Origin of the sequence: Ferranicluibacter rubi (assembly GCF_011603255.1) — a bacterium.
Classification (GTDB): Bacteria; Pseudomonadota; Alphaproteobacteria; order Rhizobiales; family Rhizobiaceae; genus Ferranicluibacter; species Ferranicluibacter rubi.
The window spans coordinates 221,600-234,527 of record NZ_JAANCM010000009.1; the positions used below are offsets into that span (position 1 = coordinate 221,600).

Sequence of the window (12,928 nt, forward strand, 5' to 3'; positions counted from 1 at the left end):
CGCCGCGGCCCGTCCACTTCGCCACGATCAGCGGCGCCCCGCTCCCATCCGCCCTAGAGCAGAAAGAAGCCCGAGATAACGGGCGTCGCTTGGTCCAGGTGGATTGAGAAGTCGCTTTTCCCATCACCATTCACGTCGGCATAGATGTAGGTGTTGAAAGCCTGCTTCTCGTAGCGCAGCTCACCCGCTTTACCGCTGAAGTCCTTCGTCCCGATAAATGAGAAGGCCTGATTTCCGGCGGCCTTGGTATTCGCATCGATGTCCGACAGGCTTATCTTGTCGCCGCTCTTCACATCAAAATCCGAAATCGTATCTCTGCCCACAGCTGATGGCGTAGATTGGGAAATCGATCTGTAGATGAAGACGTCCTTGCCGGTGCCGCCCGACAGGAAATCGGCTCCAGCGCCGCCATAAAGCCTATCGTTTCCATTGCCGCCAAACAGCTTGTCGTTGCCAGCGTCACCGATCAAAGTGTCATCCCCAGAGTTGCCGACGAGGCGATCATTTCCTGCAAAGCCTTGGATGTTGTCGACGCCAGCAGCGCCACGAAGAGTGTCCGCGTTCGCTGTTCCTTTTTGGATATCGACTGCGTCGAGCACATCAACCTGAAACGAAGTCGCGATGCTGTTGTCTGCAGGGTCCGTTGCGGTAATCGTGATATGGTGTGTGGACAGCGTTTCGAAATCGAGAGCTTGTGTCGTGACGACCCTGTCGCCGTCTATCCGAAACGCGCGGTTGTCGGAAAGCGAGTACGTTAGAGCTCTCCCTTCCGGATCAACCGCTGTCAGGACGCCCACGACAGTACCGGCCGGCAGGTTTTCTGAGACCTGACGATTGCTGATTTGAATATTGCCAGGTGCTGTGTCCGTCACAAGGGCAGATGCATCAATGGTTCGATCGGCGAACTGCAGAACCTCTATACCTTGAAGACGGTCTTTTCCGTCACCGCCAGCGCGTGTGTCGTACACCCTGATCGAGTTCGTATCCTGCTTGAACACGTAGTCGGAAAAGTTGCCGGAAAAGATGGCCTTGTCGATGCCACGCTCGCCATAAAGAAAGTCATCGCCCTGCATGCCGTTGAAGATGTCGGCGCCAGCAGTACCACGGAGCTCTTCTTGATTAGCTGTTCCTATAAAGGTGTCCACAGTGTCGTTGATATGAATGGTATAGATCGAGCCTTCGCCCCTGATCGAAAATTCTGCTGTCGTGATGCGTAAAACGAAGTCTGCATCGCGGAAATCAAGGGTTCGGGTGGTAACTAAGTCATTGCCACGGAACTCGAAAAAATCCCGCATCTCCGTATAGTTCGGCCAGCCACCCCAATAAAAAGAATCATCAACGACTTTGTATGTGCCTTCGGCATCCGGAAAAGTTGCGACCACAGTTCCAGCTGGCGTATGATCTTCAACTGTAAAATCGGACATCTCGACCTCATCGATAGAACTGCAATTTTCAGTAGAAACATTACCGGTTGATGGACAATATGTCTATACAGTCTGTATTTAGGGCATTCTAAACAAGGACTTGGCTTGAGAGAGTTGAGATGCTCTATTGTGCGACAGCCGACCGCTCCGCCTCCACACTTCGCAAGTTGGACCGCATAAAGCCGCCGGCATCGAGTTCCGCAGGCGATTGCCAGCTCCGAGCCGCAGGACACTGTTCTGCAGGCCGCCCTGCGCGCTCTCCCATCTCAGGCTGCGGCAAACACTGCACCCGGATTACTCGACGTGCTTCAAGCAGCCGGCCGGCGGAAAGCGATCGGCAACGCGACAAAATTCCACCGCGACGCCAAGATATGGCCATGTCGCGTGCCATGTGTAGCTTGGTCTCGGGCCTATCAATGGTGTGTCCCGGACGATCAATGCCTTAGCTGTCCGAAGCGACATAGAGTGATACGCCGGATTGAAAGCCCCCAGCTTCTCGAAGCTTCCCAGGCTGAGTATCAGCTAATTAGGTCATCAACTGTTGCGAATACTCCTGGCTGAGCACCATCATTCGTTGTGATGACGATGTCGTAATAGCCAGAGGCGCCCTCGAATTGCTCGTTGAGGCTTTTTGTCCCGGGCCATCGCTTAGTATTCTGCTTCAGTGCGCCTGACGCACCTCTTGTCTCCAGCGGCTTCATTATCGCAAGAGACCGTAAAGCCTCGCCTTGAGCCTGGACACGTAGACCGTTGGCAGGTGAGGTCACGCGCAAACTGAACCGAAATGTCGCGCTTCCATCTGCATTGACCGTTTTCTCTGGAGTGCCGATACACTCAATTTCCGGGCTATTGATGCTTACTCTGTTGTCGTAGATCGGAGCAATCGTCCCGTTATTGTCCCGGCCAATATTGACGCTCTGGTCCGTTACGGTTTCTTTCTTGGTCAATCCCGCTTCCTCCTTCTTTTGTCTTTCTCCGTCACAATAAACTAGCAGACCTCCAATCACTAATATGACGCAGAGCGTAATGAGCGCCCCAGAATTGTATTTCTCGCCAATTTTATCCCATAGTGCTGCGACAGTAGACACGCCTAACGTTGCGGCGGCACATAGCCCTTGCCCGATTTTTTTCAAATTATGCGACATTACATCCCTCCGCAGGGCGTGGATCATATTGCCGACGAATTGTCAGGTCGATAGACAATGAGCACACTTGTGGCAGCGGCGTCGGAAAGACTGATCGGACTGTTTTGTCCTGCCGAGCGGTCAGCGATCAACCCCGCACCATGTATTCCCAACGTTCGGCCATGGCTGGGCAAGCCCCTCGGAGATAAGCACCGCCTCGGCGTCGCGACCGTCGCTTAGTAGTATGCGCACCAGCGATCGCCGATCCGAGGTGCGGTCCTTGTCACCGCTGTCCTTGATCCGGAAGCCTCCTGTCATTAGCGACGACAAGCGTTCAGTCGCCGCGCGAGCCTTGGCCGTTTCTGCTTGGCAGGCACCACGCATCTCCGGTGCGTCGATGTCGAGAAGGCGCATTTTTACCCCCTTCTGCCAAATCGTGTCGCCATCCACGATGCAGGTCACCTTCCGCTACGCACGCTTTCCGCCCTTGCAAAGCTCGATGGCGTGAGCGGGCGAGGGCGCTATGACCGCAATGGATGGAAACAGCAGAGCGAACCCCAATGCCACGCGCTTCAATAGCTCATCCTCCGCTCGCCGGCTTCATCCCGCGGCACATGCTCGAAGCACCACCAATCCGTCGCGCCGCGGCCTCTGTCATAGCCGAATGAACCCCATTTCTTGCAGCCGGGCTTGATGCAGTTGTGCACCGACATTTGCTGCGGCCCGCTGCGGGTCGTCGTCTCATCGCTCATTGTTTCGTCCTTCACGTCAGTCTCGCGGCATCGTGCCGAGCAGCAGCACGTTGCCTGCCTTGTTGCGACAGACCTGGCATGTCAGCCGGGCGCCGATCGCACAGAGGGGGAGCGCCGAACCGTGGGCGCGGGCGATGGCGTATCGATCGACGCGCGAGATCCGCCCGCAACCGCCACAGCGCGCCGCAAGTTGATACCACTGCTGCAACTGGCCGAGCGTGGTCCAGTCGTCGGGCGGCACCTCTTCGTAACGGTCCCCCCGGAAGCTGAGATTTTTCTCTCCTGCGTGTGTCATGGCCGGCAGGGCGCTACAGGCACGTCAGGGGCGCATCCAGCACTCGGAGGCTGGAAACCTTGACGAAAGAGCGCACGTAGTCGCGCGCAGCCGGCGAGAGCGTCGGGTGCTGGAGCATGACGAAGAGATCCGATGTTTGAATTTATCGAAAGGGTCAGTTGCCGCTTTCGTTCTACAAATGTTCTCATCAACGAAGAGAGTCAAGCGCCAAACTTGCTCATAATTCCGCAGATGCTTCTCTTCTGACTGCATGGAACTGGACTGGCATGCCGTGGTATCATTCCACAGCTACCGTTGGGAGTTCTCCATGATCGCACGGAAGAAAAGCTCACGTGAGCTCGCAGCACGAGCTCTATGTCGCCTGGACGGAGTTCCGGAAGATACGAAGTTTGAAGGCGCCCCTATGTGGAAGAGCTTTCTCCCGCAGGTCGATGCCGTGCTTGAGGCGATCCTCCCGCCGGAAGAATTTGATCGCCTTCGCCAGCTAGAGTGAACCACCTGAGGCCACGGCGCCCGTTGAGCGAACCGCGAATCTCGTTTCCGCTTTTTTGTAAACGGCGTCTCGGACGGGCTGAGTGGCAGCAGCGGCGGCAAGCTTACAGAGGGCGGTCGCGTTCAAATCGAACACGATGTTCGGCTTGTCAGCATATCCCGAACCTGGATCAGGCGTCGCGGGCGGCTATCGCCTCACAAGTTGTCGCAGGGCAGTGCGCTGAGAAAGCTCGTTCAGAATTTCTTCAGCCTGAAAACTGAAGTCCGAGTCCCTAACGAGTCACCAGACGAAGGTTGGTGACTGTCTGATCAAGCGCGGAAATAAGAGCTAAGTGCTTGTGACGATTGATTGGAGGCCTCGCCCGGAATTGAACCGGGGTGCAAGGATTTGCAGTCCTCTGCGTCACCACTCCGCCACGAGGCCTCATCGGGTCGAATAAACGAACCGTGGCCAGCGTTTAGAATCATCCTAGAAAAAGCGCAAGAGGTTCGGTCCGATTTCGGCACTTTTATTGGATCCGACCCGTTTTACAATTGAAGTTTCCCGCGCTGGCGGAAGAGGTGGGATTCGAACCCACGGTACGGTCTCCCGCACGCCGGTTTTCAAGACCGGTTCCTTAAACCACTCGGACACTCTTCCTGAGGCTTTTCGCCTTGCGAGGGTTTGGTTGAATTAGCGGTTGGAGGGCTGGTCGTCAACTCGGGGTTTACGTCGAGGTTCAGCATTGGCCTCAGGGGAGTCGCTGCACGATCGACCCAGACGCCGTTGGGGTTAAGGTTTGGAACAAAGGCAGATTGGCGGTGTTCCAAGAGCAGCTAACCCGCGGTAACGGAGATCGAGCGATGCGGAAGGTTTATATGTGTGCGGCTCTTGGCCTTGGCATTGCCGTTTCTCCACCGGCTGTTGCCGCCCTTGGCGATCCGGCGTCTTATTCGAGTAAGGGTATCGTTGTGGCTGGCCTCGACTATTCGACGCCAACGGGGAGCATTGCCAACGACAAGACGGCTGACATCTGTGTTCCGCCGGAGGAGCAGTACATTCCTTCATTCGTGCGGGATATGCGGGGCCGCATCGTCGGCGTAAATTATACCATCATCGAATATGTCTGCTGAGATCGGCTGACGTGACGGTCGGTTGAGCGTAACCAAGCATTAACCATAAAAACGAATTCCATGACGCGTGCGGACCCTGCGTTCGCATTTATGCCACGTTGCTGTCATTTTTGACGACTGTATCCTTTTGGTACGGTCGGCGCGCCTGCGAGGGGCTCAGGTGTTCCGGTTTCGTCAGACAAGCGGCAATGTGGGACAGATGACTTTCAGACAATACGCACGTTTCCTCGCGAGAGGCGCAGGTTTTGTGGCAGTTCCGGCGATCTGCCTGGCGCTGACGTCCTGTGGAACCACGGCGCAGGTCGAGGCTCCGAAGAAGCGGAGCAAAGAGTATTTTCCGGAGTCGGTCTATGGCGTCAAGGCGAGCCCCCGCGTCGCCGACGGCAAGAACATTCCGAAGGGTGGCGGTCGTTATCAGGTCGGAAAGCCCTACAAAGTCAAGGACAAGTGGTACACTCCGAAGGAGGATTTCGGCTATAACAAGGTCGGCGTTTCCTCCTGGTACGGATCTGCATTCCACGGTCGTCTGACCGCCAATGGTGAAGTCTACGATACGGCGCATCTTTCGGCGGCCCATCCCACCTTTCCGCTTCCCAGTTATGCCCGCGTCACGAATGTCGAGAACGGTTCTTCGGTCATCGTTCGCGTGAATGATCGCGGCCCATACGAGTACGGGCGCATCATCGACGTCTCCTCAAAGACAGCCGATCTTCTCGACATCAAGCGCAAGGGCAGTGCGCAGGTGCGGGTTCAGTATGTGGGCCGTGCGCCGCTCGAAGGCAACGACATGCCCTATCTGATGGCGTCCTATGCGGCCAAGGGTAGCCGCGTACCGGGTATCGCTCCGGAAGGGCAGATCGCGTCCGGCGTCATGGTCGCTTCGAACGAACCTCTGTCGCGACAGATGAAGAACCTTGGATCTTCGGATCTCGGAACGGTTTCGATTCCGGCCAAGACGCCCGTGCCGCAAGCGGCGCGCAATCAGGCGCCGCCGTCTGCAAACCCTTCGCTCGACAACGCCTCCTCGATGACGGCCCTTGCCGAGACGCAACACGTGCTGCGCGCGCCGGGCGCCATGGAGGCCCTGGAGGCTTTCGTGACGTTGCCGGACATCGGCCCCATTCCCGCAGAGCGTCCGGGCAGCTTCGGCAAGCCGGGTAACGGCATTCTTTATGCCGCGGCCTATGTGGAAGCGCGCGTCAGCACCTCGGAAACCGCGTTCGATGCCATCATGGTCGATCCGCAGGCTTTGACCTCATCCGCCATCATCGCACATGCCACACGCAACGCTCGCTGAGACCGGCGGGATGGGGGCGGCCGCTTGGGAGGCTTCGTGAGGCGGCGCACGCTCGGCAAGACATTGGCGCTGACGATAGCGCTTGCGCTCTGCAGCACCGCCTCCGGCGCACAGGAATTCGACACCAAGGCGCGCCAGGCGCTGGTCATCGACGCGCTGACGGAAACCGTTCTCCTTGAAAAAGCGGCCGATGAGGCCGTGCCACCGGCTTCCATGGCTAAGATGATGACGGTCGAGCTGGTGCTCTCGGCCCTGAAGGACGGGAGCCTGTCGCGCGATACGCTTTTCCCGGTCAGCGAGCATGCCTGGCGGACGGGCGGGGCGCCATCCGGCACATCGGCGATGTTTGCCGCATTGAATTCCAGAGTCTCGGTCGGCGATCTGCTTCAGGGTGTCATCGTTCAATATGCCAATGATGCCTGTATCGCCCTGGCGGAGGGTATGGTCGGCAGTGAGGCAGCATTCGCAGAGCGCATGACGACGCGGGCGCGTGCGATCGGGCTGAAAACCTCGACATTCGCCAATCCCACCGGCTTGCCGGCGCAGGGCAATCTGACGACGATGCGGGACCTCGTGACGCTCGCGCGTCATCTCCGCGCGTCCTATCCCGATGATATCCCGCTCTTTCGGCAAGCCGAGTTCGAGTGGAACAAGATCCGCCAGCGCAACCGGAACCCGCTGATATCCGCGAATGTAGGCGTTGATGGTTACGTCACGGGTTTTGCCGAAGGGTACGGCTACGGCATCGTCGCGTCCATGGAGCGGGATGGGCGCCGCGTCGATCTGGCGCTGAACGGGCTCGCCACGGACAAGGATCGTGTGGCCGAGGCAAGGCGTGTGTTCGACTGGGCCATGACGAGTTTCTCGGAAAAGCGGCTGTTCGCCGCGGGCGAGACGGTCGCGGAAGCGAGCGTCTACGGCGGCGACCGACCCGCCGTTGGGCTGGTGACTGCGGGGCCTGTCGATATCCTGCTGCCGGTGAAGACGCCGGCGAAGCTCACCGCCCGCGTCGTCTATCGTTGGCCGTTGACCGTGCCTGTGCGGGCAGGGGAGGTCGCGGGTACGCTGCGCATCTGGAACGGAGAGCAGCTGTTGCGGGAGGTGCCGCTGAAGACGGCAGCGTCCGTCGAGGCCGGCTCGCTGACGAGCCGTGCTGCGGATACCTTGCAGGAACTGCTGTTCTTCTGGCTTTGACTTTTCCTGTCGATGGTGCTGCGGCGTGTTGTCCAGCGGCTCTGCGTACTTTTCCAGCGCGCGTGTATTCAGACGCAGAGCAATAGGCTACTGGGTCTTATCCGCTGGGAATGCTTTCCGGGTCTGTGCGATGGCGGGCGGCATGGTGACTGGCGTTTGCGGCGTCAGGGCTGGAAATCGCGACTATAGAGGCAATGGAATTGACGGCAGGTGCGATGTTCGTGACATTCGAAGGCGGCGAGGGGGTCGGCAAGTCGACTCAGATCCGTCTTCTGGCTGGCGCGCTGGAAGCGCAGGGCCATGCCGTGCGCATCACCCGCGAACCCGGTGGTTCCGCCGGTGCTGAGGCCGTGCGGCATGTGATCCTGTCGGGGGGCGCTGAATCCCACGGTGTTCGCATGGAGGCACTGCTTTTTGCCGCCGCGCGGAGCGACCATGTGGAAACATTGATCCGTCCGGCGCTTGACGGTGGCAGCATGGTCCTTTGCGACCGCTTCATGGACTCGTCCCGCGTCTATCAGGGCATCACCGGAAACCTTCCCGAACCCCTTATCGATGGCCTGGAACGACTGGCCATCAACGGTCTGCGCCCTGACATCACCATCATCCTCGACATGCCTGCGGCCGAAGGGCTCGAGCGGGCACGAGCCCGTGCTTTCAAGGCCGCCGAGCTAGCGAATGCCGTGCCCGATCGCTTCGAGAAGGAAGAGCTGGAAACACACGAGAAGCGCCGCGAGGCCTTTCTGGACATTGCTGCGCGCGATCCCGTGCGGTGTCGCGTCGTTGATGCTTCTCGTTCGGTCGAGGCCATCGCGCGCGATGTGCTGGCAGCCGTGGAAGCGCGCATTTCCGAGCGGCAGGATGCAGGGGTAGAGGCATGAGCGAAGGTCGATCCGATGTCCTCGACGGGGCTATCGCGCCATCCGACAACAGCGCACTGTTCGGGCACGAAGAGGCACAGGCGTTTCTCGCGGCGGGCTATCGCTCCGGCAAGGGGCATCACGCCATCCTCATCGAGGGGCCGGAGGGCATCGGCAAAGCGACGCTCGCCTTTCGCTTTGCTAACCACATCCTCAGCCATCCCGAGCCGGCCGACGCGCCGGCTGAGATGGCGGATCCCGATCCGGGTTCCGTCGTCAGCCGGCAGATCGCGGCGGGGTCGTCCCACAATGTCCTGCACCTCACACGTCCGGTGGACGAAAAGACGGGCAAGGTGAAAAGCGCGATTACCGTGGACGAGGTGCGGCGGGCAGGGCGGTTTTTCGCGCAGACTTCGGGCACCGGCAACTGGCGCATCGTCATCATAGACCCGGCCGACGATCTCAATCGCAACGCGGCGAACGCGATCCTCAAGATTCTCGAAGAGCCGCCGAAGCGGTCGATGTTCCTCGTCCTCACGCACACACCCGGCCGCCTGCTGCCGACCATCCGCTCGCGCTGCCTGCCTCTGGCGCTGAGGCCCCTTGCCGACGCCGATATGGCCCGGGCGCTGGCGCATCTCGACATCCGGCTGGAGGGGGAGAGAGGCGCGCGTGTGCTTGCAGCGGCAAAGGGCAGCGTCTCGGAGGCGTTGAAGCTCGTCAATTATGGTGGCCTCGACATCATCGACGCGTTCGACCACATGCTCGGCCATCCCGACGACGCGCCGGCGCGGCGCGAGATGCACAAGCTCGGCGATATCCTTGCCGCCAAAGACAGCGATACGATCTTCGACTTCTTCGCGACGCTCGTCGCGCGCCATGTGAACGCACAGGCCAAGGCGGCCGGCCTTGGCGGCGATCTGGCCGCGGCCGAACGTTTCGCACGGCTTTCGTCGGAGCTGTCCGAGCGGCTGACGGTTGCAGATGCCTACAATCTCGACCGCAGGCAGACTGTTCTTTCCATTCTCGACGACCTCCGCACGGCTGGAGCGGTTGTCTGAGGTGCTGTGCTGAATGGGTCTCGATCCGGCGTAGGGCAGGGATTGGTTTTTCACCCTCTTGCATTCCCTCCGCTTCGCGATTGGTTTAAGGACGTTGCACGCTCGCAAGACGCCCGACATTCAGACCTGCAGAAGTCCCGCCATGACAGACACATCTCCCTTCTACATCACCACTGCCATCGCCTATCCCAACGGGCGGCCGCATATCGGTCATGCCTATGAGCTGATCGCCACCGATGTCGTGGCGCGGTTCGAGCGGCTGGATGGACGCGATGTCTTCTTTCTGACGGGGACGGACGAGCATGGCCAGAAGATGCAGCAGACGGCGCGCCGGGAAGGCCTGACGCCGCAAGAACTGGCGGATCGCAACGCGGCCGAATTCCAGAAGATGGTGAAGCTGCTCGAAGGGTCGAACGACGATTACATCCGTACGACGGAAGCACGCCACCACGCGGCCGTGAAGGTCATCTGGAACAGGATGTCTGAGGCCGGCGACCTCTATAAGGACGCCTATTCCGGCTGGTACTCCGTGCGCGACGAAGCCTACTATCAGGAAAGCGAGACCGAAGTCCGCGCCGATGGCGTTCGCTATGGACCGCAGGGAACGCCCGTCGAATGGGTGGAGGAGGCGAGTTACTTCTTCCGCCTCTCCGCCTATCAGGACCGGCTGCTTCAGCATTACGAAGACAATCCGGATTTCATCGGTCCCACTGAGCGCCGCAACGAGGTCATCTCCTTCGTGAAGTCCGGCCTGAAGGACCTTTCCATGTCGCGCACGACGTTCGACTGGGGTATTCCCGTGCCCGGCGATCCGGCCCATGTCATGTATGTCTGGGTCGATGCCTTGACCAATTACATCACGGCCACCGGCGCCCTGACGGACCCGGACGGCCCGCGCGCGAAATACTGGCCGGCGAGCATCCACATGATCGGCAAGGACATTATCCGCTTCCATGCCGTCTACTGGCCCGCCTTCCTGATGTCGGCCGGCCTGCCGTTGCCGAAGAAGGTTTTCGCCCACGGCTTCCTGCTCAACAAGGGCGAGAAGATGTCGAAATCTCTCGGCAACGTGGTCGATCCCGTCAATCTGGTGGAGCATTTCGGGCTCGACCAGATCCGCTATTTCTTCATGCGCGAAGTCTCCTTCGGGCAGGACGGAAGCTATAGCGAGGAGGCGATCGCCACCCGGATCAACTCTGATCTCGCCAACGGCATCGGCAACCTTGCGAGCCGCTCCCTGTCGATGATCGTCAAGAACTGCGATGGCGCTATTCCGGTCTGTGGTCCTTTGAGCGAAGCCGATGAGGCCATGCTCGCCTCGGCGGATGCCCTGCACGCCTCCACACGCACCGACATGGATGCGCTCGCTATCCACAAGGTCCTCGCCTCCATCATCGCTGTAGTGTCGGAAGCCGACCGCTACTTCGCGGGGCAGGAGCCATGGGCGCTGAAGAAGACGGACCCCGCGCGCATGGCAACGGTTCTCTATGTGACGGCGGATGTGGTGCGCCAGGTGGCGATCCTCCTTCAACCGTTCATGCCCGGCTCTGCAGCCAAGCTGCTCGATCTCGTGGCCGTGCCCGAGAACCAGCGCAGTTTCGCCTTCCTCGGGGAGGCCGGCCGGCTTGCCTCGGGAACGCCGCTCGAAGCGCCGAAGCCGGTCTTCCCGCGCTACGTTCCGCCTGAGGTCTGATCGTGGCTCATCCCTTGCTGATCGACACGCACTGCCACCTCGATTTTCCGGATTTCGAGGCCGAACGGGACGAGATCGTTGCCCGGGCCGCCGAGATCGGTGTCCACAAGCTGGTTACGATCTGCACCCGCGTCAAACGGTTCGACACGATCCTCGCGGTCGCCGAGCGGTACGACAACGTGTTCTGCTCGGTCGGGACCCATCCAAACAATGCGGATGAGGAACTGGACGTGACGACGGAGGATCTTGTGCGGCTGTCGGCGCATCCGAAAGTGGTTGCGATCGGCGAGGCGGGTCTCGACTATTTCTACGATACGCAGAAGCCCGAGGACCAGAAAACCGGCCTGCTTCGGCATATCGCGGCTGCACGGGAAACCGGCCTGCCGCTGGTCATTCACAGCCGCTCGGCCGACGACGACATGGCGGAGATCCTGGCGCGCGAGACAGGGAAGGGGGCGTTCCCCTTCATCCTGCATTGCTTTTCCTCGGGGCCCGATCTTGCCCGGGTCGGCGTGGAGCTTGGCGGATACATCTCGTTCTCCGGCATCCTCACCTTCCCGAAATCCGAAGAGCTCCGCGCGATCGCCCTCACTGTGCCGCATGACCGGCTGCTGGTGGAGACCGATGCACCCTACCTTGCGCCAAAACCGTTTCGCGGTAAGCGCAACGAGCCGGCCTATGTCGCGCATACGGCGCAGGTTCTGGGCGAGACGCTCGGGCTTTCCATCGACGACATTGCGGCCGTGACCACCGATAACGCGTTCCGCATCTTCTCCAAGATGCCGCGATCCTGAATCGGTGACATCAATGGCAGCACGGCGGATTTTCACCATTCTCGGCTGCGGATCGTCTCCGGGCGTGCCACGCATCACCGGCGACTGGGGTGCCTGCGATCCGCATAATCCGAAAAACCGCAGGCTGCGAACAGCTTTGCTGGTCGAGCAGGTGGCGGAGGATGGCGGCCGGACGACGGTGCTGATCGATACCGGGCCGGACCTGCGCGAGCAGCTTCTATCGGCCGGGGTGAGGGATCTCGACGCCGTGGTCTACACGCACGCGCATGCCGATCACCTCCATGGCATCGACGATCTCCGGGGTTTCGTCATCCACAACCGGCGTCAGACGCCGATCTGGGCCGACGCTTTCACGCTCTCTCGGATCCGCGATGGGTTCGGCTATTGTTTGGAATCACCGCCGGGAAGCAACTATCCGCCGATCATCCGCGCCTGCCTGATCGAGCCATCGCTGGAGCCATTCCGGGTCGAAGGCGCAGGCGGCACGATCACGTTCCAGCCGCTGCTGCAGATGCACGGTTCGATACATTCGCTCGGCTTTCGCGTCGGCGATGTCGCCTATTGTACCGATGTCAGCGATTTTCCGCCGGAGACGGTCGACAAACTCGGTGGATTGCAGACGCTCGTCATCGATACGCTGCAATATCAATACCATCCGAGCCATCTCTCGCTCGAACAGTCGCTCGCCTGGATCGAGACGATCGCGCCGCAACGCGCCATCCTGACCCATATGCATGTGCCGCTCGACTACGACACTGTCATGCGTGAAACGCCGGCCCATGTGGAGCCGGCCTATGATGGCTTGAAGATCGTGGTCGAAGCCTGAACC

Annotated in this window: 14 protein-coding genes and 2 tRNA genes; 9 read left to right on the forward strand and 7 right to left on the reverse strand. The window is 60.0% G+C overall.

What is annotated here, in order from left to right:
- Positions 1-53: 53 nt before the first annotated feature.
- From G8E10_RS17795 to G8E10_RS17815, 5 genes are all read right to left on the reverse strand, one after another.
- Complete coding sequence (locus G8E10_RS17795; protein WP_167130133.1) at positions 54-1,424, reverse strand: M10 family metallopeptidase C-terminal domain-containing protein; 1,371 nt, start codon at positions 1,422-1,424, stop codon at positions 54-56.
- Positions 1,425-1,942: 518 nt separating this feature from the next.
- Positions 1,943-2,569, reverse strand: a complete 627-nt coding sequence (locus G8E10_RS17800) for a hypothetical protein (protein WP_167130134.1) — start codon at positions 2,567-2,569, stop codon at positions 1,943-1,945.
- Between the two features lie 120 nt (positions 2,570-2,689).
- Positions 2,690-2,998, reverse strand: a complete 309-nt coding sequence (locus G8E10_RS17805) for a thermonuclease family protein (protein ID WP_343289817.1) — start codon at positions 2,996-2,998, stop codon at positions 2,690-2,692.
- A gap of 122 nt (positions 2,999-3,120) precedes the next feature.
- Complete coding sequence (locus tag G8E10_RS17810) at positions 3,121-3,300, reverse strand: hypothetical protein (protein WP_167130135.1); 180 nt, start codon at positions 3,298-3,300, stop codon at positions 3,121-3,123.
- Between the two features lie 16 nt (positions 3,301-3,316).
- Entirely contained in the window at positions 3,317-3,595 is a 279-nt protein-coding gene (locus tag G8E10_RS17815) for a hypothetical protein (RefSeq protein ID WP_167130136.1), read from the reverse strand.
- Between the two features lie 307 nt (positions 3,596-3,902).
- On the opposite strand from G8E10_RS17815, the gene G8E10_RS17820 reads away from it, so the two are divergent.
- Positions 3,903-4,088: a hypothetical protein gene (locus G8E10_RS17820; RefSeq protein ID WP_167130137.1), complete on the forward strand. Its 186-nt coding sequence runs from the start codon at positions 3,903-3,905 to the stop codon at positions 4,086-4,088.
- Positions 4,089-4,437: 349 nt separating this feature from the next.
- Here G8E10_RS17820 and G8E10_RS17825 read toward each other — a convergent pair.
- Positions 4,438-4,511 (reverse strand) — tRNA-Cys (locus tag G8E10_RS17825).
- Between the two features lie 126 nt (positions 4,512-4,637).
- Positions 4,638-4,727 (reverse strand) — tRNA-Ser (locus G8E10_RS17830).
- A 203-nt stretch (positions 4,728-4,930) separates the two neighbouring features.
- Between G8E10_RS17830 and G8E10_RS17835 the strand changes: the two genes are divergently transcribed.
- The 8 genes from G8E10_RS17835 (at position 4,931) to G8E10_RS17870 (ending at position 12,925) form a co-directional block, all read left to right on the forward strand.
- Positions 4,931-5,200 (forward strand): hypothetical protein, encoded by a 270-nt coding sequence (locus G8E10_RS17835; protein WP_167130138.1) that lies wholly within the window; start codon positions 4,931-4,933, stop codon positions 5,198-5,200.
- A 199-nt stretch (positions 5,201-5,399) separates the two neighbouring features.
- A complete protein-coding gene (locus G8E10_RS17840; protein ID WP_132447283.1) occupies positions 5,400-6,497 on the forward strand; it encodes a septal ring lytic transglycosylase RlpA family protein in 1,098 nt (365 codons plus the stop codon).
- A gap of 36 nt (positions 6,498-6,533) precedes the next feature.
- Entirely contained in the window at positions 6,534-7,691 is a 1,158-nt protein-coding gene (locus tag G8E10_RS17845; RefSeq protein ID WP_343289818.1) for a D-alanyl-D-alanine carboxypeptidase family protein, read from the forward strand.
- 194 nt (positions 7,692-7,885) lie between these two features.
- Positions 7,886-8,572 carry a dTMP kinase gene (tmk, locus tag G8E10_RS17850; RefSeq protein WP_281517640.1) on the forward strand — a complete coding sequence of 229 codons (687 nt, stop codon included), beginning with the start codon at positions 7,886-7,888 and terminating at the stop codon, positions 8,570-8,572.
- On the forward strand, positions 8,569-9,612 hold the full coding sequence (locus G8E10_RS17855; protein WP_167130140.1) for a DNA polymerase III subunit delta': 1,044 nt from the start codon (positions 8,569-8,571) through the stop codon (positions 9,610-9,612). Before tmk ends, G8E10_RS17855 begins: the two co-directional genes overlap by 4 nt.
- Positions 9,613-9,754: 142 nt before the next feature.
- On the forward strand, positions 9,755-11,305 hold the full coding sequence (gene metG / locus G8E10_RS17860; RefSeq protein WP_167130141.1) for a methionine--tRNA ligase: 1,551 nt from the start codon (positions 9,755-9,757) through the stop codon (positions 11,303-11,305).
- A 14-nt stretch (positions 11,306-11,319) separates the two neighbouring features.
- On the forward strand, positions 11,320-12,099 hold the full coding sequence (locus G8E10_RS17865; protein WP_167130169.1) for a TatD family hydrolase: 780 nt from the start codon (positions 11,320-11,322) through the stop codon (positions 12,097-12,099).
- Between the two features lie 13 nt (positions 12,100-12,112).
- Entirely contained in the window at positions 12,113-12,925 is an 813-nt protein-coding gene (locus G8E10_RS17870; protein WP_167130142.1) for an MBL fold metallo-hydrolase, read from the forward strand.
- Positions 12,926-12,928 lie beyond the last annotated feature (3 nt).

Bases quoted from the DNA above. Each gene is read 5' to 3' on its own strand.
- G8E10_RS17795 (WP_167130133.1), bottom strand. From the start codon at position 1,424: ATGTCCGATTTTACAGTTGAAGATCATACGCCAGCTGGAACTGTGGTC.
- G8E10_RS17800 (WP_167130134.1), bottom strand. From the start codon at position 2,569: ATGTCGCATAATTTGAAAAAAATCGGGCAAGGGCTATGTGCCGCCGCA.
- G8E10_RS17810 (WP_167130135.1), bottom strand. From the start codon at position 3,300: ATGAGCGATGAGACGACGACCCGCAGCGGGCCGCAGCAAATGTCGGTG.
- G8E10_RS17815 (WP_167130136.1), bottom strand. From the start codon at position 3,595: ATGACACACGCAGGAGAGAAAAATCTCAGCTTCCGGGGGGACCGTTAC.
- G8E10_RS17820 (WP_167130137.1), top strand. From the start codon at position 3,903: ATGATCGCACGGAAGAAAAGCTCACGTGAGCTCGCAGCACGAGCTCTA.
- G8E10_RS17835 (WP_167130138.1), top strand. From the start codon at position 4,931: ATGCGGAAGGTTTATATGTGTGCGGCTCTTGGCCTTGGCATTGCCGTT.
- G8E10_RS17840 (WP_132447283.1), top strand. From the start codon at position 5,400: ATGACTTTCAGACAATACGCACGTTTCCTCGCGAGAGGCGCAGGTTTT.
- tmk (WP_281517640.1), top strand. From the start codon at position 7,886: ATGGAATTGACGGCAGGTGCGATGTTCGTGACATTCGAAGGCGGCGAG.
- G8E10_RS17855 (WP_167130140.1), top strand. From the start codon at position 8,569: ATGAGCGAAGGTCGATCCGATGTCCTCGACGGGGCTATCGCGCCATCC.
- metG (WP_167130141.1), top strand. From the start codon at position 9,755: ATGACAGACACATCTCCCTTCTACATCACCACTGCCATCGCCTATCCC.
- G8E10_RS17870 (WP_167130142.1), top strand. From the start codon at position 12,113: ATGGCAGCACGGCGGATTTTCACCATTCTCGGCTGCGGATCGTCTCCG.